General features: G+C 60.4%; 18 protein-coding genes. 9 read left to right on the forward strand and 9 right to left on the reverse strand.

Annotation, left to right across the window (positions count from 1 at the left end; translation table 11 throughout):
- Positions 1 to 377: 377 nt before the first annotated feature.
- From I6L46_RS05720 to fdhD, 5 genes are all read left to right on the forward strand, one after another.
- Positions 378 to 977: a 4Fe-4S dicluster domain-containing protein gene (locus tag I6L46_RS05720; protein ID WP_033112617.1), complete on the forward strand. Its 600-nt coding sequence runs from the start codon at positions 378 to 380 to the stop codon at positions 975 to 977.
- A 46-nt stretch (positions 978 to 1,023) separates the two neighbouring features.
- The gene (fdhF, locus tag I6L46_RS05725) at positions 1,024 to 3,168 is read left to right on the forward strand and encodes a formate dehydrogenase subunit alpha (RefSeq protein ID WP_081376060.1); all 2,145 of its coding nucleotides are present in this window, start codon (positions 1,024 to 1,026) and stop codon (positions 3,166 to 3,168) included.
- 96 nt (positions 3,169 to 3,264) lie between these two features.
- A complete protein-coding gene (locus I6L46_RS05730) occupies positions 3,265 to 3,663 on the forward strand; it encodes a hypothetical protein (RefSeq protein WP_216978016.1) in 399 nt (132 codons plus the stop codon).
- 416 nt (positions 3,664 to 4,079) lie between these two features.
- Positions 4,080 to 6,212, forward strand: a complete 2,133-nt coding sequence (locus I6L46_RS05735; protein WP_216977608.1) for a sigma 54-interacting transcriptional regulator — start codon at positions 4,080 to 4,082, stop codon at positions 6,210 to 6,212.
- A complete protein-coding gene (gene fdhD / locus I6L46_RS05740) occupies positions 6,209 to 7,042 on the forward strand; it encodes a formate dehydrogenase accessory sulfurtransferase FdhD (protein WP_216977609.1) in 834 nt (277 codons plus the stop codon). The genes I6L46_RS05735 and fdhD overlap by 4 nt, the downstream gene beginning before the upstream one ends.
- A 101-nt stretch (positions 7,043 to 7,143) precedes the next feature.
- On the opposite strand, the gene asd is transcribed toward fdhD, so the two are convergent.
- The 4 genes from asd to I6L46_RS05760 form a co-directional block, all read right to left on the reverse strand.
- The gene (gene asd / locus I6L46_RS05745; protein WP_005345266.1) at positions 7,144 to 8,256 is read right to left on the reverse strand and encodes an aspartate-semialdehyde dehydrogenase; all 1,113 of its coding nucleotides are present in this window, start codon (positions 8,254 to 8,256) and stop codon (positions 7,144 to 7,146) included.
- 360 nt (positions 8,257 to 8,616) lie between these two features.
- The gene (locus tag I6L46_RS05750; RefSeq protein WP_302054301.1) at positions 8,617 to 9,924 is read right to left on the reverse strand and encodes a D-amino acid dehydrogenase; all 1,308 of its coding nucleotides are present in this window, start codon (positions 9,922 to 9,924) and stop codon (positions 8,617 to 8,619) included.
- 156 nt (positions 9,925 to 10,080) lie between these two features.
- Positions 10,081 to 11,601 carry a cryptochrome/photolyase family protein gene (locus tag I6L46_RS05755; protein WP_216977611.1) on the reverse strand — a complete coding sequence of 507 codons (1,521 nt, stop codon included), beginning with the start codon at positions 11,599 to 11,601 and terminating at the stop codon, positions 10,081 to 10,083.
- Entirely contained in the window at positions 11,601 to 11,765 is a 165-nt protein-coding gene (locus tag I6L46_RS05760) for a DUF2256 domain-containing protein (protein ID WP_080741246.1), read from the reverse strand. The genes I6L46_RS05755 and I6L46_RS05760 overlap by 1 nt, the downstream gene beginning before the upstream one ends.
- Positions 11,766 to 12,225: 460 nt before the next feature.
- On the opposite strand from I6L46_RS05760, the gene I6L46_RS05765 reads away from it, so the two are divergent.
- Positions 12,226 to 13,611, forward strand: a complete 1,386-nt coding sequence (locus I6L46_RS05765; RefSeq protein WP_216977612.1) for a tryptophanase — start codon at positions 12,226 to 12,228, stop codon at positions 13,609 to 13,611.
- A gap of 130 nt (positions 13,612 to 13,741) precedes the next feature.
- On the opposite strand, the gene cdd is transcribed toward I6L46_RS05765, so the two are convergent.
- From cdd to I6L46_RS05780, 3 genes are all read right to left on the reverse strand, one after another.
- The gene (gene cdd, locus I6L46_RS05770) at positions 13,742 to 14,626 is read right to left on the reverse strand and encodes a cytidine deaminase (RefSeq protein ID WP_115522309.1); all 885 of its coding nucleotides are present in this window, start codon (positions 14,624 to 14,626) and stop codon (positions 13,742 to 13,744) included.
- A gap of 185 nt (positions 14,627 to 14,811) precedes the next feature.
- Positions 14,812 to 15,498 (reverse strand): LrgB family protein, encoded by a 687-nt coding sequence (locus I6L46_RS05775; RefSeq protein ID WP_033112624.1) that lies wholly within the window; start codon positions 15,496 to 15,498, stop codon positions 14,812 to 14,814.
- Complete coding sequence (locus I6L46_RS05780; RefSeq protein WP_005333279.1) at positions 15,495 to 15,851, reverse strand: CidA/LrgA family protein; 357 nt, start codon at positions 15,849 to 15,851, stop codon at positions 15,495 to 15,497. Before I6L46_RS05780 ends, I6L46_RS05775 begins: the two co-directional genes overlap by 4 nt.
- Before the next feature lie 161 nt (positions 15,852 to 16,012).
- Here I6L46_RS05780 and I6L46_RS05785 point away from each other — a divergent pair, with 161 nt between their 5' ends.
- Entirely contained in the window at positions 16,013 to 17,722 is a 1,710-nt protein-coding gene (locus I6L46_RS05785; RefSeq protein ID WP_216977613.1) for a glycoside hydrolase family 36 protein, read from the forward strand.
- Between the two features lie 78 nt (positions 17,723 to 17,800).
- Here the strand turns inward: I6L46_RS05785 and I6L46_RS05790 are convergent, their stop codons facing one another.
- Both I6L46_RS05790 and sbcB read right to left on the reverse strand, forming a co-directional pair.
- Positions 17,801 to 18,301 carry a hypothetical protein gene (locus I6L46_RS05790; RefSeq protein ID WP_005360277.1) on the reverse strand — a complete coding sequence of 167 codons (501 nt, stop codon included), beginning with the start codon at positions 18,299 to 18,301 and terminating at the stop codon, positions 17,801 to 17,803.
- A gap of 155 nt (positions 18,302 to 18,456) precedes the next feature.
- The gene (gene sbcB / locus I6L46_RS05795; RefSeq protein ID WP_216977614.1) at positions 18,457 to 19,884 is read right to left on the reverse strand and encodes an exodeoxyribonuclease I; all 1,428 of its coding nucleotides are present in this window, start codon (positions 19,882 to 19,884) and stop codon (positions 18,457 to 18,459) included.
- A gap of 343 nt (positions 19,885 to 20,227) precedes the next feature.
- Between sbcB and I6L46_RS05800 the strand changes: the two genes are divergently transcribed.
- Both I6L46_RS05800 and I6L46_RS05805 read left to right on the forward strand, forming a co-directional pair.
- Positions 20,228 to 21,541, forward strand: coding sequence for an anaerobic sulfatase maturase (locus I6L46_RS05800; protein ID WP_216977615.1), 1,314 nt, complete (start codon positions 20,228 to 20,230; stop codon positions 21,539 to 21,541).
- Between the two features lie 3 nt (positions 21,542 to 21,544).
- Entirely contained in the window at positions 21,545 to 22,660 is a 1,116-nt protein-coding gene (locus tag I6L46_RS05805; RefSeq protein WP_216977616.1) for a tetratricopeptide repeat protein, read from the forward strand.
- Positions 22,661 to 22,665: the final 5 nt, after the last annotated feature.

Raw genomic sequence — 22,665 nt, forward strand, 5'->3', positions numbered from 1 at the left:
GTGCTTAACCTATCTAAGCAACTTTTAATCAACCCTATTGTATTTCATATATCTATGAAGGCGGCCCTAACGGAGCTGGTTGCCAAGTGGCACATATTAACCTGAGGGATAGAAAACTGAAGGGGCGGGGTTGGTCAGCCGGTGTCGAGCTCGTCACTTTTGTCGTGTCGATCACACTTCCCAGCCCGTCGTCACTTTCGTCAGTAGTGGCACTCAGCACGTATCTCTTTCTGATTACTCCTTTATTTTCATATGGTTGTGAATTTTTATTGCACCCTTGGCCCGTTTTGGTCTGATAAATGCTTTGTGGGGGGCTGGCCGCCTCTTTGCCTGTCGGCGGGCGGCCCGGTGTAACGAACCATTTAGGATCCCTCTCTATGAACAGCTTCGTGATTGCAGATCCCAGTCTCTGTATTGGGTGTCGTACCTGTGAGGTGGCCTGCGCCGTTTCACACCAGTCAGGGTCTTGCAGCGGGACCCTTGAGCGGGAGGGCGGCCTGCATCTTGCCATCGAGGATGGACATCTGGTCTCCAAGGACAGCTACTTTCAGCCGCGCCTGAAGGTGATCGTGGGCAGCAAGGTGACCACGCCGGTGCTCTGTCGCCAGTGTGAAGACAAGCCGTGCGCCATGGCCTGCCCGAACAATGCCATCGTCAGCGAGGATGGTTGCGTCAAGGTGTTGCAGGAGCGCTGCATCGGCTGCAAGTCCTGCGTGGTGGCCTGTCCTTACGGCGCCATGGCGGTGGTGCTCAAAGAGGTGGCTCCCGCTGCCGATTCGCTCTTCAAGCGTCCGCAGACCAAGGCGCAGGCGCTCAAGTGCGATCTCTGCCGTCACCGCGAGGCGGGCCCGGCCTGTGTCGAGGTGTGTCCGACCCAGGCGCTGCGGCTGGTCACGCCGGAGCATCTTGAAAACCTGAACCGGCAGAAACAGCTGGCCAGTGCCGAGGCACTGCTGGCGATGCCGGCGCGGGTGTGAGCGGGCTTGCCGAGCCGTTTTTCGTTAACAAACAAGAGTGTGAGTCATGAAAAAAGTCATTACCGTGTGCCCCTATTGCGGCACCGGTTGCAAAATCAACCTGCTGGTTGAAAACGACAAGGTGGTGGGGGCCGAAGGCGCCAACGGCCGGACCAACGAGGGGCAGCTCTGCCTCAAGGGCTATTACGGTTGGGATTTCTTGAACGACACCAACCTGCTGACCCCCCGTCTCAAGAGCCCGATGATCCGCCGCGAGCGCGGTGGCAAGTTCGAGGCGGTCTCCTGGGATGAAGCGATCGAGTTTGCCAGCAGCCGTCTCTCTGCCATCAAGGCGAAATATGGCCCGGACGCCATCATGACTACCGGCTCTGCCCGTGGCCCCGGCAATGAAGCCAACTATGTGATGCAGAAATTTGCCCGTGCGGTGATTGGGACGAACAACGTCGACCACTGCGCGAGGGTGTGACACGCACCCTCAGTCTCCGGTCTGGAGACAACTGTAGGCAACGGCGCCATGAGCAACGCCATTCCCGAAATTCAAGAGACCAAGTGCCTGCTGGTGTTTGGTTACAACGCAGCTGACTCTCACCCCATCGTCGCCCGCCATATCCTCAAGGCGAAGGCAAACGGGGCCAAGGTGATTGTGTGTGATCCCCGTATGGTGGAGACCGCCCGCATCGCCGATCAGTGGCTGCCGCTCAAAAACGGTTCCAACATGGCGCTGGTTAACGCCTTCGCCAACGTGTTGATCAATGAAGGGCTCTACAACAAGGCATTCGTCGCCAACTACACCGAAGGGTTCGAGACCTTCAAGGCGACGGTGGCCAAGTACACCCCGGAATATGTCGAGGGGATCACCGGCCTGAAAGCCGCGGATATCCGCGCCGCCATTCGCACCTATGCCGAGTCGCCTGCGTCCATGATCCTGTGGGGCATGGGGGTGACCCAGTACGGTCAGGCAGTGGACGTGGTCAAGGGGCTGGCGGGTCTGGCGCTGCTGACCGGCAACTTCGGTCGCCGCGGCACCGGTTGCGGGCCGGTACGCGGTCAGAACAACGTGCAGGGCACCTGTGACATGGGGATGCTGCCCCACCAGTTCCCGGGTTATCAGTCGGTGGCCGATCCCGCCATCAGCGCCAAGTTCGCCAAGGCGTGGGGCGTGGAGTCACTCTCCCAGAAACCCGGCTACCGCCTGACCGAGCTTGGCCACAAGGTGGAGGAGGGCAAGTGCAAGGCCTTCTACATCTTCGGTGAAGATCCGGCCCAGACCGAGGCAGATCTCGGTCAGTTCCGTCGCACTCTGGCGGGGATGGAGCTGGTGATCGTGCAGGATATCTTCATGACCCAGACTGCCGAGATGGCCGACGTCATTCTGCCCGCCACCAGCTGGGGCGAGCACGAAGGGGTCTACAGCTCGGCGGATCGCGGCTTCCAGCGCTTCTACAAGGCGGTGACGCCTCCTGAGAACGTGAAGCCGGACTGGGCCATCTTCTCCTTGATGGCGACCGCCATGGGTTATCCCATGGAGTACCACAACACCGAAGAGATCTGGGACGAGATGCGTGCGCTCTGCCCGCTCTACGCCGGGGTCAGCTACGACAAGATGGCCGATCTCAAGAGCGTGCAGTGGCCCTGCCCGACCGAGGATCACCCGGGCACCAGCACTCTGTTCGAGGGGAATGTGTTCACCACCCCGAGCGGCAAGGGTCAGCTGATCGCCTCCGAGTGGCGGCCGCCGCTGGAGCAGCCCTGTGCCGAGTACCCGCTGGTGCTCTCCACCGTGCGTGAGGTGGGTCACTACTCCTGCCGCTCCATGACCGGCAACTGCTCGGCGCTGCAAACCCTGGCCGATGAGCCCGGTTATGTGCAGATCCACCCGAGCGATGCCAAGAAGCTCGGGGTGAAGGATCAGGCGCTGGTCTGGATCTCGTCGCGCCGTGGCAAGGTAATTACCCGGGCCAACTACAACGACCGGGTCAACGCCGGGGTGGTCTACATGACCTACCAGTGGTGGATCGGGGCCTGTAACGAGCTCACCATCGAGCACGTCGATCCCGTATCTCACACGCCGGAGTACAAGTACTGCGCGGTGAAGATCGAGCGCATCGACAATCAGCCTGAGGCGGAAGTGTACGTCCAGACTGAATACAGCGCGCTCAAGGCGAAATTGCGCAGCGCAGCCAAGGGCTGACCGCCCTAAAAAGAGGTTCTGCACAAATAAGGGAACCCGACTCGGATTTATCGAGTCGGGCACCCTTTTATTACCCAAAGAAAGGGGGAGTAAATGATGCAACATGAAATTGGTCGCTTATTCGGACTTTTCTATATTGGCACCTATCTGGCGGTGATATTGCTGGGAATAGGTTGCTATATTTGGCGCGACGAGATGATATTTCTACTCGGCTTCGGTTTTTTCGGCTGTTTTATGGCGGCACGGCTTGCCATGGGCAGCGTATTTTCCGCCTTGAGTATTTCCAGTGCCTGGCTGATCGGGTTTATCTCCACCACCTTGATCAACGGCCTGCTGCTGGGGGTGATCACCCTGCTGATCTACCTCACGCACCAGAGCGTCACCGCCGAGCTTGCCGACAACGCCAGCTGGCTGCTGATGGCCTTCCAGAGCCTGTCGGCCCTCTTTATCTTCGGTGGCCTGAAATGCTGCCACAGCCGGATCATCACCTCATAAATTGCTGATGGATGGGCAGCAAACGCCATCTCGAAACCCGCAGCCAGCGAAGAGGAGAGGCAGATCTGACAGTTGACGGCGGCCCACTTTTCGGGTGCCTTAATTGAGATCAAGAACTGATGAAATAACAGGTTAAATATGGCCATCAGATATATTAAATCGGATTGTAATGAAATTTGAGCTCATCTATGATGAGTCGCCATTCCAATATATCTCCCGATAACGATGTTACTTTTTGTTGTCGTTCGTTAATAACAACTCTGGAATTGCAACATGCGACAATTTTCGTCACCGCTTTTCTTATTGGCAGCCGCTTTTACGGGCTGCGGCTATTTATTTTGGTGACGAGTGCTTGTCGTGATGCGATGGCATGGACAGCCTGACTGGTGACTAAATCGATATAACGTGAGGCCGCAATGCTAAATGTGAGTGCCATCCCCCTGGACGAGATCTCTCCCATCTGGGACGACGGTTTCCTCCTGCTCTCCAAATCCCTCCTGTCGGCCGTGACGCTCGATGATTTTATCCACAAACTCAACAAGATAGATGCCAGCTTCGGCGGCGTGACCCGGGTCAACCTGATCCTCAACATGGGTGCGGACGAGGAGGCCATCTTCTACTTCATGGGACATTCCGGCCCAAAGCATCTGGTCTGCCCCAAGGCAGAGCTGCACCTCTCCCCCCGTCCTGCCAAAGAGACCCCGGAACAGGCCATCATTCTCGCTGCCGCCCGCTTTGAGAATCGCTGCCCGGCGCTGGATCGCGAAGGGGTCTACGGGGGGCTGCGCTCCTACTGCCAGCTCCCCATCACCACCGCCCGCAGCCATCTGGGTGGGGTCGAGTTCATCAACACCCAGCTCGACAGTTTCACCATGGAGACCCTTGCCAAACTGACCCAGCTGGCGGCCATTATCGCCATTGCGCTGGAGAACGTGCTCGACAAGGAGCGCACCCTGGAGCAGGCCAACTCCCTGCGTCTTGAGCGCGACAGCTGCAAAATTCTGGTGGATGTGACCAACGCGGTAATCAAACTGGTGCGCATCGCCGAGCTGCCCAAGAGCCTGTTTGCCATCCTGCACCATCACTTTGGCATCAGCAGCTTGTGTCTGGCCGAATACAACGCCACCTCCGACAGCTTCAAGAGCTATCTGGTCAATCAGCACCAGAGCGAGCAGCCGGGCATCATCGACCACTCCTGTTTCGAAAAGAAGTGCCTGCAGGGGGCCCTTGGCCATAGCGAGCCGTTTTTCGTCTATCGCGAACATGGCCACGGCTGCAGCAATCGCTGCCGCTTTACCTCCCAGATCCTGCCGCCAGAGGCTGACAGCTCCTGCATTTTGCCGCTGCGCTATCGGGGCAACCTGCTGGGGGTGTTGATCCTCTCGCACCCCAACGCCGACTTTTTTGCCGATATCGATATCTCCTTGCTGGAGCAGGTGGCGGCGCGCACGGCCATTGCCATGAACAACGTGCAGGCCCAGCAGGAGATCTCCAACACCAACGGCGCAAAAGAGAAGACCATTCGCATCAACGAGCCGCAGATGCAGGGGGAGTTTCCCCACATCATCTACCAGAGCGCGGTGATGGAGAGCGTGCTGGAGAAGGTGCGGCTGGTGGCCGAGAGCGACAGTACCGTGCTGATCCTCGGCGAGACCGGCACCGGCAAGGAGCTGATCGCCCAGGCCATTCACGCCCTGAGTGCCCGCCACGACCACGAGATGGTGAAGGTGAACTGCGCCGCCATCCCCACCGGCCTTATCGAGAGCGATCTCTTTGGCCACGAGAAGGGGGCCTTTACCGGCGCCCTGACCCAGCGTATCGGCCGTTTCGAGCGGGCCCACAAGGGCACCCTGTTCCTCGACGAAGTGGGGGATATGCCGCTGGACTTGCAGCCCAAACTCTTGCGGGTATTGCAGGAGCAGGAGCTGGAGCGGGTCGGCAACAGCAACCCCATCGCAGTGGATGTGCGGTTGGTGGCCGCCACCAACTGCGATCTGCTCTCCATGGTCAAGAACAAGCGCTTTCGAAGCGACCTCTACTACCGCCTCAACGTCTTTCCCATCGAGCTGCCGCCGCTGCGCGAGCGGCGCGAGGACATTCCGCTCTTGGTCAATTTCTTTATCAAGAAGATCGCCAAGCGGATGCGCCGCACCATCACCTCGATCCCCGCCGATGCCATGAAGATGTTGGTGTCGCTCCCCTGGTACGGCAATATCCGCGAGCTGGAGAACGTTATCGAGCGCGCCGTGGTGATGACCCGCGGCCATGTGCTCAACCTCTCGCCCGATGAGCTGATGCCCCTCAAGGGCTACCACAAGATTGAGACCCTGGTTTATGACGAACCTGCCACGCCGCTCTTTGCCGAGGAGGGGCCGATTGATGAGCGTGAGGCGATCATCGCCGCCCTGCGCGACTGCAACGGCATCGTCGCTGGCGAGCGGGGGGCGGCTAACCGCCTTGGTATGAAGCGCACCACCTTGCTTTCGAAAATGAAGCGGCTCGGCATCTCGGCCAGAGATCCCGAGATCATTGACGGGGTCGCACCATGAGAGAGCTACTTGAGCTGGAGGCGCAGAACGAACTGGCCCGCTGTGCCATCCATCGCGAGGTGGTGCACTACCGCGCCGATACCTTGACCTGCGACAGCGAGATGGCGCTCCCCTCCGAGACGCCGGTGGCGCTGGTCTACAACGGCATCGCCCACAGCGTGATGATGTGCTCGGCCTCCGATCTGGAGGATTTTGCCATCGGCTTTTCGCTATCCGAGGGGATCATCGACAGCCTGCTCGATATCCACGACATCGAGCAGATTGACGGCTGTCAGGGGATTGAGCTGCATATCACCCTGGCCAATCGCTGCGTCCATCGCCTCAAAGAGAAGCGGCGCACCATGGCGGGCCGTACCGGTTGCGGCATCTGCGGCAGCGAGAGTCTGGAGCAGGTGATCCGCACCCAGCCAGCGTTGCCCGACAGCCAGCGTCTGGCGGTGGGCCATATCGACAAGGTATTGACCGCGCTGCGCCCGCTCCAGCTGCTGGGCCAGCGCACCGGCGCCACCCATGCGGCGGTGCATCTGGACGGGGAGGGCAATATTCTCGCCATCCGCGAGGATGTGGGGCGCCATATTGCGCTGGACAAGCTGGTGGGCCATCTGTGCCGCAGCGGTCGGCGGGATGGCGCCATTCTGGTAACCAGCCGCGCCAGCTTCGAGATGGTGCAAAAGTGCGCCAGCGCCGGGGTCGAGATCCTGCTCGCCATCTCCGCTGCCACCGAGCTTGCGGTCGAGCGGGCCGAGCAGACCGGGCTCACCCTGGTGGGCTTTTGCCGCCCCGGTCGGGCCGAGATCTACAGCGGCTGCCAGCGAATCCTGCTCAAGTAATGGCAAGGCCGTGAACCCGTTAAACGGGTCACGAAAACAGGCAATGAAAAAGGGCGGGGAGTGTGACTCCCCGCCCTTGTTGTTTCTGCTGCTGTGGCGGATTAGCGCGCCAGCAGGATACGCAGCATGCGGCGCAGCGGCTCGGCGGCGCCCCACAGCAGCTGGTCACCCACGGTAAAGGCGGCCAGATACTCAGGGCCCATATTGAGTTTGCGCAGACGACCCACCGGAATGCTGAGGGTGCCGGTAACGGCCGCTGGAGTCAGCTCGCGAGCGGTGATATCGCGATCGTTGGGGATCACTTTTACCCAGTCGTTGTGGGCAGCCAGCAGCGCTTCGATCTCTGCCAGCGGCACATCTTTTTTCAGCTTGATGGTGAAGGCCTGGCTGTGGCAGCGCAGGGCACCGATCCGCACGCACAAACCATCCACTGGAATGACGGCGTTCTCGATACCCAAAATTTTGTTGGTCTCGGCCTGACCCTTCCACTCTTCACGGCTCTGGCCGTTGTCGAGCTTGGTGTCAATCCAGGGGATTAGGCCACCGGCCAGCGGCACGCCGAAGTTGTCGACCGGCAGGGTGCCGGAGCGGGTCTTCTCGGTGATCTTGCGCTCGATGTCGAGGATGGCGGAGGCGGGGTCTGCCAGCTCGACCGCCACTTCATCGCGCAGCATCCCCATCTGGGTGACCAGCTCGCGCATATGGCGGGCACCGCCACCGGAGGCCGCCTGATAGGTGGCCACACTCACCCACTCCACCAGATCGGCCTTGAACAGGCCGCCTAGGGCCAGCAGCATCAGGCTGACGGTGCAGTTGCCGCCAACGAAGGTCTTGATGCCATCGTTCAGGGCCTGTTCAATCACATCGCCGTTGACCGGATCCAGAATGATGACGGCGTCTTTCTCCATCCGCAGGGAGGAGGCGGCGTCAATCCAGTACCCCTGCCAGCCAGCGGCTTTCAGGCGCGGATAGACATCCTTGGTGTAGTCGCCGCCTTGCGCGGTGATGATGATATCCTGCTTGGCCAGCGCCTCGATATCGAAGGCGTCCTGCAGAGTACCGGCATCGACGCCGAAGTTGGGAGCGGCCTCACCGGCCTGGGAGGTGGTGAAGAATGTGGGTTGAATATGGGCGAAATCCTGCTCTTCCTGCATCCGGCTCATCAGAACCGATCCCACCATGCCACGCCAACCGACCAAACCTACTTTTTTCATATTGTCCTACCCTGGATTGCTGCTAAAGAAACTCGTGGTGACACCCGTAACCCCTTGTCTGGCGACGCCTGTTTACAAGCGGTTTACAGGCCATTTAAAAATATGCGCTGCGAAAAATGCGTCTATCCACATTACGGATTGTGGCGGCTTGCGCAAGTCGAATTGTGCAATATTCTGTGCCGTTTGCTGCATTAACCGGCAGCCAGACTACCGCTCAGGCAGACGGGGAGGGAGAAGGTCAACATCAGACGAAAAGGCCACCGTTTATGGCGGTGGCCTGTCAATAAAGCGGTTGAGAACGTCCTCTGCTGTTGTCTGAGGGCGTAGTTGACGAGTGAAACAGCCCGACAGCTAGGGTGCTTAACCGTAACGGGCCAGAGTGAGCCCCTCATCGCTGATGGCGGGCTCGCTGCCGCTGATAAGATCGCACAGAAGCTGCCCCGAGCCGGCCGCCATGGTCCAGCCCAGGGTGCCGTGGCCGGTATTGAGCCAGAGACCGGGAATGGGGCTCGGCCCCACCAGCGGGGTGCCGTCCGGCGTCATGGGGCGCAGGCCGGTCCAGAACTCGGCTTGGCTGATATCGCCCCCCTCGGGGAAGAGATCGCCGACCACCATCGCCAGCGTGTCGTGACGTCTGGGGTTGAGAGCGAGGTTGTAGCCCGACAGCTCTGCCATGCCGCCGACCCGGATCCGCTCGTCAAAACGGGTGATGGCCACCTTGTAGGTCTCGTCGAGCACGGTGCTGCGCGGTGCGGCCTCGGCGTTGATCATCGGCAGGGTGAGGGAATAGCCCTTGACCGGATAGACCGGCAGCTCCAGCCCGAGCGGGCGCAGCAGCGGCCGTAAAAAGCCGGTGGCATAACTGCCGAGCGCGCAGACGATGGCATCGGCGCGATAGCGCTGCTCGCCTGCCCGCACCGCCACGGCGCGGCCGCGGGCTTGCTCAATCTCGTCGATGTCGCAGTTGAAGACGAACTTGACCCCGAGCTTCTCGGCTTCAAGGGCAAGGGCCTTGGTGAAGCGGAAGCAGTCGCCGGTCTCGTCGCCGGGCAGACGCAAGCCACCGACGATTTTGCCGCGCACCCGCGCCAGCGCAGGCTCTGCCGCTTCGCAGCCGCTGGCATCCAGCGACTGGTAGGGGACGCCATACTCCTCCAGCACCTCGATATCGCGCTGGCTGGCATCGAGCTGGGATTGGCTGCGAAACAGCTGCAGGGTACCGAGTTGGCGCCCTTCGTAATCGATGTTCAGCTCGTCACGCAGCAGCTTCATGCAGTCGCGGCTGTATTCGGCCAGACGCACCATGCGCCCCTTGTTGGTGGCATAGGCGGTCGGGGTGCAGTTGGCGAGCATTCTGAGCATCCAGCGCAGCTGGAAGGGATCTGCGGTGGGGCGCACGGTGAAGGGGGCATGCTTTTGCAGCATCCACTTGGCGGCCTTGAGCGGGATGCCGGGGGCCGCCCAGGGGGCCGCATAACCCGGGGATATCTGCCCGGCGTTGGCATGGCTGGTTTCAAGGGCGACGCCACCTTGTCGCTCCAGCAGGGTTACTTTGTAACCCGCTTTGGCCAGATACCAGGCGCTGGTTACCCCGATCACGCCGCCACCGAGAACCACTATCTCCATATCGTCTTTCCTTGACTGATCTCCTGATGTGGCCACCACCATAATCAGCCGCCACAGGATATTCAACTGCTCTGCGCAGGATTGGGATCTCCGTCTGCTTGCCTGTCACAAGCTGGTGTTTGGTGCGATGGTGAGCCTGATTGCCAGCGTAAATCGCTGTGCTGCTGTCAGGGGTATGTGTCAGGGGGCATGGCCCGCTTACAGCTGCTCCAGCTGGATCAGGTACTGCTCCGCCGTCGCCAGAATGGCCTGCTGCTGTTCAGCGGCTTGGCCATCCCAGTTGGCATAGGGGAGGGCGAGGCGGGGATTACCGCCCAGTTTGTCCCGATTGCGCCAGAGAAAGTGCCAGTAGAGGCTGTTGAAGGGGCAACTACCGTCGCCGCTGCGGGCTTTGACCTGATAGTGGCACCCCTTGCAGTAGTGGCCCATTCGCTCGAGATAGGCGCCGCTGCTGGCGTAGGGCTTGCTGCCCATCAGGCCGCCATCGGCAAACTGGCTCATGCCGCGGGTGTTGGGCAGCTCCACCCATTCGATGGCATCCACATAGATACCGAGATACCACTGATCCACCTCGTCAGGATCAATCCCCGCCAGCAGGGCTAAGTTGCCGGTCACCATCAGCCGCTGGATATGGTGGGCGTAGCCATGCTCGAGGGACTGGTTGATGGCGTAGCGCACGCAGGCCATGTCTGTTTCACCGCTCCAGAAAAAGCCGGGCAGCGGCCGGTTGGCACCGAGAAAATTGGTCTGCTGGTAGTCGGGCATCTTCTCCCAGTAAAGGGCTCGGACAAACTCGCGCCAGCCGAGGATCTGGCGAATAAACCCCTCGACCTGCGCCAACGTGATGGTGGCCTGATTGGCCTGCCAGTGGGATTCGGCGGCGCGGATCACCTCAAGCGGATGAAGCATCTTGCTGTTGAGGGAAAACGACAGGCGGCTGTGAAACAGGCTCCAGCCCCGCTCGCTCAGGGCATCCTGATAGCGGCCAAAGTGGGGCAGGCAGTGGGCCAGAAAATGGGCCAGCAGCTCGCGACTCTGGCGCCTTGTGATGGGCCACGGCAGCCTGCTGGCATCTGCCTCGCCGATGGTACTGACCCCGTGACGGGTCAGCATGGCATCAATCTCGCTCACCTCGTTGGCAAAGGTGAGGGGTTCCGGGATCGGCTGACGCTCCGGCAGCTTGGCGCGGTTCTCGTCATCGAAGTTCCAGCGCCCGCCAAGGGGGTGGCCGCGCTCATCGAGCAGCACTTGGTATTGCTTTCGCAAGGCGCGGTAGAAGAACTCCATCCGGCTGTGGGGGTAGTGCTGCCAGCCATCGCGGGGGGTGAGAAAATGCTCGCTCTCCACCTCGGTGGCAGGGATGACAAGACCCGCCGCCCAGCTTTTCAACTGGCTGGCGAGGCGCCACTCGTCCGGGCTCTGCCAGGCAAAGCTGTCTGCCTGATGCGCCGCGATTTGGGCTGCCAGCAGGCCGGGCAAGTCGGGCCAGCGGGCGCTCTCATCGAGGGTCAGGTAACAGACGCGGTGGCCCGCCTTGCCAAGGGCCTCCGCGAAGGCGCGCATGGCGGCAAAGAAGGCCAGTACCTTCTGGCGATGGTGGCGGCAGTAGTCGGTCTCTTGGCGCAGCTCCGCCATTAGATAGCAGGTTGCCGGATTCGAGGTGCGAAACCAGCTGTGAGCGGCGTTCAGCTGATCGCCGAGAATCAGGCGCAGCTCCATCAGACTCGCTCCCCCTCAGGTTGCTGGCTGCGGTGACGAGCGTGGCGACAGCGCTCGCTGCAGTAGCGAACCTCCTCCCAGCTGCGCGCCCACTTGCGCCGCCAGCTGAAGGGGCGCTGGCAGACGGGGCAGATCTTTTCGGGGAGATGGGGTTTGCGATGCATGATGGCTTCCGGCCCTGGCTGATGGGGGATGTGGCATGTGCGTAGGGAGAATAACGAACCGGGGGCGCGGGCGGATCAACCTCACTGCCGGTTTGCCGCGCAGACGCCCACTTTGTGAGCGGGCGCACAGCCCGTAGGTGCACCCCTTGTTTGCAAATTAACCAGCCGTTAACGTGGCGAGGCTGCCTGTTGGCAGCATCCATCAATGGATCTTGTTGGCCACCGACTGTCTACAACCGATATGGAGGGGAGTGATGCCAATCATGACAGCTACGCCCCGGGCAGCTTGCCTGCTCGCCCACTGGTATACCCGGGATCCCATTCTCACCTTCGACTTTCCTCACCGCTGATTGGCGGCACCCGCCGTTTGAATTTGTCAGCCGGACGACCCTGATCGCCCCGGCCTCTTTGCCAATCCCGATTTCAAACACACTGGCCTTGCGCCGGTGAGGAGTCTTTTATGCGTCGTATACCCGAGCCGTTTCGTATCAAGATGGTCGAGCCCATCAAACAGACCACTGGCGCCGAGCGTCGTGCTGCCCTCGAGGCCGCTGGCTGGAACCCCTTCCTGCTGCTGGCCGAAGATGTCTATATCGATCTGCTGACTGACAGTGGTACCGGTGCCATGTCCGATCGTCAGTGGGCCGGCATCATGATGGGGGATGAGGCCTATGCGGGCAGCCGCAACTTCGTCGAGCTGGAGCGCACGGTGCGCGAGATTTTTGGTTACCAGCATGTGATGCCTACCCACCAGGGGCGCGGGGCGGAGCAGATCCTCTTCCCCGAGCTGGTCAAGCGCTGCAAGGGCAAGGCGCCGGTGTTTATCTCCAACTACCACTTCGACACCACCAAGGCCCACGTGGAGTTGGCCGGCGCGCGGGCCATCAACCTGCTCACTCCGAAAGCCCTCGACACCACGGTTCCTTATGCCTGGAAGGGGGATTTTGATCTCCCTCGTCTGAGCGACACCATCGAGACCCTGGGGGCCGACAACGTGGCCGGCATCATCATCACGGTCACCTGCAACAGCGCCGGTGGTCAGCCGGTCTCCATGGCCAATATGGAGGCGGTTTCCGAACTGGCCCGTCGCCACCATATTCCGGTGGTGATCGATGCCGCCCGCTTTGCCGAGAACGCCTGGTTTATCAAGGAGCGGGATCCGGCCTATGCCAAGTGCAGCATCAAGGAGATAGTGCGCCAGATGTTTGCGTTGGGGGACATCTTCACCATGTCGGCCAAAAAGGACGGGCTGGTCAATATCGGTGGGCTCTGTTGCTTTAAAGAGGATCTTGACCTGTTTCGCGCGGTGCAGGTGCGCTGCGTGGCGATGGAGGGGTTTGTCACCTATGGCGGCCTTGCCGGACGGGACATGGCGGCGCTCGCCATCGGACTGCGGGAGGGGATGGATGAGGAGTATCTCACCTATCGCATCAGTCAAGTGGCTTATCTCGGCGAGCGGCTGGCCGAGGCGGGTATCCCGATCCAGACCCCCACCGGCGGCCATGCGGTGTTTGTGGATGCCAAAAAGCTGCTGCCCCATATTCCGGCCGAGCAGTTCCCGGCCCATGCGCTCGCTTGCGAGCTCTATCTGGAAGGGGGTGTGCGCGGGGTGGAGATTGGCTCCCTGTTGCTCGGGCGCGATCCCGCCACCGGCAAGCAGGAGGCGGCGGACTTCGAGCTGTTGCGTCTGACCATTCCGCGCCGGGTCTACACCCGGGATCACATGGACTATGTGGCCGACTGCCTGATCGCGGTGAAAGCGCGGGCCAGCGACATTCGCGGGCTCACCTTCGACTACGAGCCGCCGCTGCTGCGCCACTTCACTGCGCGGCTCAAGCCTGTCTGATCAGTAATCTGTTAGACGGGGTGATCAACCGCGCCAAGCCGTGAGATCAAGGGTTGCCCCCGATTAAACGGCCAAGTAAAAAGCCCCCGCACCAAGGTGCGGGGGCTTTCGTTTATCGAAGCAAACTGGGTCAGACCGCTTGATACTCCAGCTCGACCGAGCCCAGCGCCTTGAGGGTGGACTGGGCGGAGTCACGCTGGCTGATCTGGCCGTTTTTATTCTCCAGCAGTACGGCGCGGCGGATGGTGGCGAGATCTTCGCCGTTAAGCACCGCATGGGCGCAGGCCATCTGCATCGGTGGCAGGCTGGGGTTGAAGGCGGCGTTCTCGGCGTAGCGGCCAGAGAAGATGCGGCCATCGGCAAATTGCAGCGCCACTGCAGCATAGCCCTGACTGTAGGGGGCGTAGCTTTGACGGGCGGCGGCCAGCGCGGCTTGCCACAGCGGGTCTTCGCTTTGAAGCTGAAGCTCTGCGTGATCCTGCGGGCTCATCAGCGCATCCGTGATGTCGAGGTCCGCTGGGCCAAACGAGTGGGGCAGGAAGGATTGCAGGGCACTCAGGTCATCGGGCAGAGAGACTTTCAGGATTTTTGCGGTGCTCAGCTCGTTCATGAACTGACGGCAGTGGCCGCAGGGGGTGTAGTTGACGGTGATTTCAGAGATCCCGGTCTCGCCACCCAGCCAGGCGTTGGAGATGGCGGACTGCTCGGCGTGCACCGAGTGGAACAGACCTTGCCCTGCAAACTCCATGTTGGCACCGAAGTACCATGTGCCGCTCAGGCCACAGGCGATGGCACCGACGTAAAACTTGGAGATGGGTGCCACCGAGCAGGCAGCAGCCAGCGGCAACAGGGCGAGGCGCAGTGCGCGATCATCGAGACCTGTGGCGGCTTTCAGGGTGGCGACTTGCTCCGGCGTGAAGCGGGCGTTGAAGTCGGCACTATCCAGCATGGGCTGCACGGCTGCTTTGAGCGGGGCAGAGAGGGTATCGAATGGCTTGGCAAAACGGGGATGCATAGTGTGTCCTCAAAGGCCAATTGGGCGGCCATTGTAGGGAGCAAGCTCGGGTAAATGTGTGAGCAGGCTCACGCCCTGATGGGCAAACGGAGGGGGATGGTAATGGAAACGTTTGTCTTGTGCAAATTGTGCGGCAGGTCGCACCCCGACAGCGCTGCAGAGCCGTCGGGGTGGTTAATCATCGGTCAGGTGAGCCAGTGATAGATGGCAAAGAGGAGGGGAGCGACGGCAGCGGTGAGAATGCCGCACACCACCATGGCCAGCGAGGCAAAGGCGCCCTGGGTGATCCCTTTCTCGGCGGAAGTAGCCGTGCCGATGGCGTGGGCACAGGCCCCCATGGCGAGCCCTTGGGCTTCCGGGTCGGTCACTTTCAGCAGTTTGAGCAGCGGGTAGCCGATCAGGGCGCCGACAATCCCCACCACCACCACCACGGCGGCCGCGATGGCGGGAATGCCGCCGATGGACTGGCTGACGCTCATGGCGAGCGGGGTGGTGATGGATTTGGTCGCCAATGAGGCGAGCAGCGCCGGATCTGTGCCCATAAAATGACCGATCAGCAGGGTTGTGCACACCGAGATCAAGACGGAGGCGAGGGTACAGATTAGGATGGGCTTGAGCTTGGCCTGGATCTGGCGCGCCTGCTGATAGAGCGGCAGCGCCAGCGCCACCACGGCGGGCTCCAGCAGCATGGTAATGGGGCTGCTGCCGCGCTCGTACTGCTCAAGGGGCAGATCGAGCCAGAGCAGCAGGCCAATGATCACCGCGGTCGGCACCAGCACCGGATTGATGATGGGCCAGGGCAGGCGTCGATAGAGGGCGCGGGTGGCGAAATAGAGCGCCAGGGTCAGGGGAATTGCGAGCCAGAAGATCATTTGTTCATCCTCTGGTAGAGCCGACCGACGGTGGCGAGGATCAGCACGATCCCGAGCACGATGCAGAGCATGATGACGCCGAAGGATTGGCGCAGGGGCTCAAGCCAGGCCACCAGTCCGACCGCAACCGGCACGAACAAAACGCCCATGTGGCGCAGCAGCAAGCCTGCCCCCAGCTCGACCCAGTGCAGCTTGATCAGTTGCAGAGAGAGCAGGACGAACAGCAGCAGCATGCCGATGATGCTGCCGGGAAAGGCAAACGGCAGGATGGCTGCCACGGATTTGCCTGCCAGCAGGCAGGCGACGATGACCATAAAGTCACGAAAGTACAGCAAGGCGCGTTGCGCGATCACGTGAACCTCATCGACTGGGAAGAAAAATCGCAGTTTACCAGAGAGGGCGGGTCGCGGCATTAAAACAATAACAACTGAAATCAGTTCATTTGAGGCTGATTTGATTGGCATTTTTTGAAAAGTGCCTGATAGAACCCTTTTTCGAACTACAAGGAGTAGTGATGACATCCCTCTTGTCCCGAGTTCGCCAGCTGGCGAACGATAACGCGTTGCCACCCCATCTGTTGCAAACCCGTCAGTGGGAAGGGCCCCTGTGCCGGGTGCGACTCGACAACACCAGCGCTGATGCCACTCCGGTTGACCGCTGGGTGCTGTTTGACGGCAAGCTTGGCCTGCCGGTGGAGAGCGCCATCTATGGCGAAGGATTCCAGATGCTGGCCCAGACCATGGGTAGCTGGCAATCACCGCAACATGTCGGCCGTTGCCCTGATGCCAGCGTCTATCGCATCACCGATGACAATGGCTATCACACCATTCACAACCTGTTGCTGGTGGAACATGGCAAGGGGTGGCTGCTGCTCGCCTTTGCCAGCTGCCACCGTTTTGGTGGGGAGTTTCGCCTCTATCCCGATGGCCGCTTGCAGATCCTGATGAATTGCGAAGGGCGAAAACTTGCGGCCGGTGAGCACTGGCAGAGCGAGGCGCTGATCTGCCTCGAAGGAGCGGAGCGCGAGGATCTGCTGGCCGAGCTGGCACGGTTGATCGAGGCCGAGCACGGCTCGCTGATCTGCCAGGTGAGTGAGCGTCCGAGCGGCTGGTGCTCCTGGTATCACTACTACGCCGAGGTAAGTGCCGCCGACATTCGCGAGAATCTGCAGGTGCGCGCCGAGCGCTTCCCTGCGCTGCGCTATGTGCAGATAGACGACGGCTATCAGGCCAAGATGGGCGACTGGCTGACCCCGTCGGCCAAGTTCGAGCAAGGTGTAGCCTCACTGGCTGCCGAGATCAAACGGGCTGGCTGCGAGCCTGCCCTCTGGGTCGCTCCCTTTATTGCCGAACCCACTTCGCAGGTGTTTCAGGATCACCCCGACTGGTTTGTGAAGGGGGATGACGGCCTGCCGCTCCCTTCCGAGCGTGTCACTTACGGTGGTTGGCGTTGCACGCCCTGGTATGTGCTGGACGGTACCCACCCCGAGGTGCAGGCGCACCTTGAGCAGGTGTTCCGCACCCTGCGCGAACAGTGGGGCATCCACTACTTCAAGCTCGATGCCAACTTCTGGGGCGCCATCCACGGTGGCCGTTTCTACGATCCGGCTGCCACCCGGGTTGAAGCCTATCGGCGCGGCATGGCCGCCATTCTGCGCGGTGCTGGCGATGGTGCCTTCCTGCTCGGTTGCAACGCGCCCATCTGGCCGAGCCTTGGGCTGGTGCACGGCATGCGGGTGAGTGATGATGTGGAGCGCAATGGCCACCGCTATCGCCAGATCGCCCGCGAGGCCTTCTGCCGCGCCTGGCAGAACGACAAGCTCTGGGTCCTCGACCCCGACTGCATCTGTCTGCGTGATCTGCCTAGCCAGCAGGCAAACAAGGCTGAATACAGCTTCCATCTGGCAGCGCTGGTGGCGAGCGGCGGCATGATGCTGGCGGGTGATCGACTGCAAGATCTCGATGAGGAGCAGGCGGCGCAACTGTGCAAGCTGCTGGGTCTTTGTGCTGTTCGTGCACCCTCTGCCCGTTTCGAATCGATGGACTTTGCCTGTGGCGAAGTAAGCCTGCCCGAGGGCGGCACTCTGCTCTGCCTCTTCAACTGGGAGGGGCAACCACAGGAGTTTCTGCTGCCGGAAGGGGGAACCGATTTTTGGCATGGGCAGGCAGTCGGTACGGCTGTGACCCTGCAAGGGGGCGAAGGGCGGGTGATCCACTACACCTGATCACAGCCTCACCACATACAATTCAGGCTCCATTACGGAGCCTGAATTGTTTCAATTAGCGGTTATCAGTCACGTTTTTCAGTAACGCCACTCAAAACCAACGGCGTATTTGGCAGAGCCATAGCCCGGGATATCACTGCCGGAGGCGATCGCCTTGAGGGTTAGCAACGGGGTGATGGGCACCCCCAGACCAAAACCGATGGCCAGCTGATCATTGGGGTTCCCCATCAGATCGACCCGCATCACCCGATAGAGGGACATGTCCTCGCTCAGGTGCATATAGGCTTGCGAAGCGCGGTTATAGACCTGACCAAACACCTCCAGCTGGAAACCTGACTGGGCGCTGATGGCCAGCGGTACCCCGACAAACTTGTAGAGATGGGAGCCGTTGAAGTAGCTGTTGGTGATCAGGGGAGTGAAATCAGTCTGCTGATAAAGGGTGTTGAAGTTCTGTTCTACGATGCGATAGGTCTGCTCGGGCAGGCGAGCAAGATAATCCGGCACATCGAACCGGTATGCGGCGTTGGCTGCCAGCGGCAGCAGGGCCAGTAATCCGAGCAGTGCGTGGTGACGAGGCATCAGCAAATGGCTTCCGTTCGGCCAAAGAGATCTCTTGCTTGGGAGACATCCGCTCAGAATGTCGCAAGATATTGGTTTTTGAGGAAATCCCCTTCGTCATTATGACCTGAAGAAGGGGACGAGCGGGAAGGATTTATTGTGAAACTACTCACAACTCATAAATCTTCCAGATAGTGATAGAGACTCTTAAGAATCGCAAAGTTCCGTTCGTTACTCTGGTTCTGCTCGGCCAGCGCCTCGAGACGGGGCACGTAGTCCGGCAGACGACGGCTGAAGTAGTCGCTGCAGTGCAGGCGCCAGCGTTTCTGCTCTGCTTCGCTCAAGGTGTGTGGCCAGTTGCGGGCGCGGTAGCGGAACAGCATCTCCGGCAGCCGGGAGTCGGTAAAGGCGAACTCCCGCTCACCCAGCAGATCCGCGGGGGTGGCACGCACCAGATCCATGGTGGACTTGTCGCCATGGCCAAAGAATCCGGCGTAGAGCTGGGTATCGGGGTCGCTGTCATTACTGCCGGCGAACTCCTGATTGAACACTTCCACCAGTTTTTCCCGTACCTCGGGGTGGGCGCGCAGCAGATCCAGGCTCTTGCGGCACTGCTCCCGATCGATGCCGAGCTCGTCGGCCCGTTCCGCCGTCAGGGTGGCGGCCGGCGCCAGCACCGGACACTTGTTGATGTGCACCAGTTTGACCGGAATGCCCGCCAGATCCCCCAGCTCCTCTTTTTTGGTATAGAGGCGCTCGCGGATCTCCTCGCTGGAGAGTTCAATGAGCGGGGTGGGGTCACGGGTCAGATCCACCATGATCACCGCGTTCTGGTTGGTGGGGTGCCAGGCAAGTGGCGAGACCCAGCTTGCACAACCCTGCCAGGGGGAGAACATGCCGGAGACGTGCACCAGCGGCTTCATGGTCACCACGTCAATCAGCGCCTTCACCTTGTTTTTGTTACGCAGATCAAAGAGATAACCAAACAGCTTGGGTTGGGCTTTTTTCACCAGCTTGGCCATCTCGATGGTGGCCAGCACGTCCGAGAGTGCATCGTGAGCATTGGCGTGGGCGACGCCGTTGGCGACCGTCAGCTTCTCCAGCCGGAAACTCGGCTTGCCCTCATCGTCAAACGCCCACTCGATCCCCTCCGGCCGCAGGGCATAGCAGGCCCGCAGCATGTCGAGAATATCCCAGCGGGAGTTGCCATTCTGCCAGCTGTAGGCATAGGGATCATAGAAGTTGCGATAGAGGGTGTAACGGGTCACTTCATCATCGAAGCGGATGCTGTTGTAGCCAAGCACACAGGTATTCGGCGTGGCGAACTGCTCGTGGATCTGGCGAATGAAATCCGCCTCGCACAGCCCATCCTTCATCGCCTTTTGTGGCGTGATACCGGTAATGAGGCACGCCTCCGGATCTGGCAGGTAGTCTGCCGGCGGCTTGCAGTAGATGACCAGCGGCTCGCCAATGAGGTTGAAATCCGCATCGGTACGAATACCGGCAAACTGCGACGGCCTGTCCTTGGCGGGGCTGATGCCGAAGGTTTCGTAGTCGTGGAAGTAGAATGTTGGCTCGTTGCCCGCGTGTGCTGTTTTGCTCATGTTGCTCGAGATGAGGTATCCGATGACGGTAGCGCCTGGCGCTAGGGTGGGCGGTGCCAGGCACCACAATTGTGTGCATGGTAAACCATAGCGCAGGCAGAACGAAGGGCGAGCCGCGCAGGTGGCGGTTTATTGGGCGGTTGTTCCCGATATCTTATGCACTTCTGTCTTGCTCACCGGGACTATACGACCAATTTATCTCGTAGGATGCGATGATTTTTTATGACATCAGAATGTTAGCCTGGTCCCATATCCGCTGGTTATAAGGGGTATAACCAGCGTGTGACAGCGGGAGCCTTTAGACTGCAGGCCTCAAAACAGCAATTTTGCAGGTGGTGCAGTTATGGTGATTACTCAGGGTCCACAGTTCAACGGCAAGGCATCCAAGCGGATGCATGTGATGGCCAAACCTATAGGGGCCGTGTGTAACATCGACTGTACCTACTGCTACTACCTCAGCAAGCAGGATCTGCTGGAATACAAGAAGGGGTGTTCGCCCCAGATGGATGAGCAGACCCTTGAGACCTATATCCGCCAATATATCGAGGGGCAGAATACCCCCGAGATCATCTTCTCCTGGCAGGGAGGCGAGCCGACGTTGCTCGGGCTCGACTATTTTCGCAAGGTGGTTGAGTTGCAGCGCAAATACCAGCCTCAAGGGGTGGTGATCGCCAACGATCTGCAGACCAACGGCATCCTGCTCAACGATGAGTGGTGTGAATTTCTGGCCGCCAACAACTTTCTCATCGGTCTGAGCATTGATGGTCCCGAGTTGCTGCACAACGCCTATCGGGTCAACCGAGCCGGGCGCGGAACCTTCAATCAGGTGATGGCGGCGGTGGCGTTGCTGCATAAATACAAGGTGAAGTTTGCCACCCTGACTTGCGTCAACAACCTCACCAGCAAGAATGCGCTGGAGGTTTATCGCTTCCTGCGTGATGAGGTGAAGTCGCCCCAGATGCAGTTTATCCCCATTGTCGAACAAAAGAGTTTTCGCACCACCGCGCCCCAGACTTGGCAACCGCAGGAGCAACTCAAACAGGGGGACAAGCGCCTCAATCCCTGGCACAAGAATTCGGTGGTCGAGCCCTGGTGCGTCTCGGCCGAGGGGTGGGGTGATTTTCTCATCACCATTTTCGATGAGTGGGTGCAGCGGGATCTGGGACGGGTCTTCGTGCAATATTTCGAGGCGAGTGTCGAGACCTGGATGGGGCGCAAGAACCCCCTCTGTACCTTGGGGGAGATCTGCGGCAAGGGGCTGGCGATGGAGCCCAACGGCGATGTGTTTGCCTGTGACCACTATGTCTATCCCAAGTACAAGATCGGCAATATCCACCATCAGCCACTCAGTGAGCTGGCGTATTCGCCCGCCCAGCAAGCGTTCGGCTTTGCCAAATCGCGCAGCCTGACCCGCCAATGCCAGCAGTGTGACTACCAGTTTGCCTGCTATGGGGAGTGCCCGAAGAACCGCTTTATTCGTACCCACGAAGGGGAGGCAGGTCTGAATTACCTCTGTGCCGGTTGGTACAAGTTTTTCAGCCATATCGATCAGTCGATGGCCTATATCCTGCGCCATGCAGGTTACCCTGTGGCCAATGGCAAGTATCGTGATGCGGGGATGAATAACAGCGTCATGACACATGGTCAGAGGAAATAAGCGATGCAGAGCATGTTGAGTCGCTGCGAGTTCCGTCACACCCGCTCCGGTACCATGGGCTCCTTGTGGCTGGCCCTTGGCATGACCCTGTCTGGCGCAGCGCTGGCGGTAGCCAGCCCTGCGCCGCCGGTCACCACATCAGCGAATGAGGCACCCACCGCATCCGTGGCGGCCAGTGTGCCCTCAGCCGCCCAGATCCAGCAGTGGGCCTACAGTGCGCAGGATATCTCTCTGCCAGTGGTGGAGCGGGCCGATGCCCTGCGCCAGCTGGCTGCTTATCCGAACCAGAACAGTCTGGTGGCGGTGGCCAGAAGCCTGCGTGATGAGCACGCATTGGTGCGCGAAGCGGCGGTGATTGCCGCCGCTCCCTATCAGTTTGCGCACCGCTGGCGACTGCTCTCACCGCTGCTGGCTGACAACAGTGCCGAGGTTCGCCGCACCGCCACCCTCAATCTGGCGCGCGATTATGGCGCGATGAATGAGGGGCAACTGAGCGCCATTGGCCAGCCGCTGGCGGAGTTGAGCGAGTATCTCGCCCGGCAGCAGGACCCTGCGCAGCAGCTGTTGCAGGCAGATCTCTATCGCTGGACCCGGCAGTGGGACAAGGCGCAGGCAAGCTACGAACAACTGCTGACCAATCAGCCCGATAATCCCCTGTTCTGGCTTGGTCTCTCTGACAACTTGCGGGCCCAGCAACGGGATGCCGAGGCGCTGGCCTTGCTCAACAAGGGGATTCTTGTGCTGCCGCAGAATGCCAACCTCCATTACGCCAAGGCGCTGACCCAGGTGCGCCTCGATCAGAAGAGCGAAGCGGCAGTCACCATGGCACAGGCGGCGGAGCTCGCTGGCAATAACAGCTACTTTTGGTATCTCAACGGGGTGCTGCAAGAGCCGCTGGATCTCGAGAAAGCCATCGGCTCGTTCGAGCTTGCCTACCGGATCTCCGGCGCGCCGGAGCAGCTCTATGCGGTGTGCGATATCTACCTTCGCCACGATAACCCCAAGAGCAACGCCTGCATGAGTGAACTTGGCAAGATAGCGCCCCCCGAGGTGCTGGCCGAGCTCAATAGCAAGCGCGCGAGCAAGACGAGCGCGCCGCCGGTTTCCGCTGGCCAGTAATGGCT

Origin of the sequence: Aeromonas sp. FDAARGOS 1416, assembly GCF_019048085.1 — a bacterium.
GTDB classification, from domain to species: Bacteria; Pseudomonadota; Gammaproteobacteria; order Enterobacterales; family Aeromonadaceae; genus Aeromonas; species Aeromonas veronii.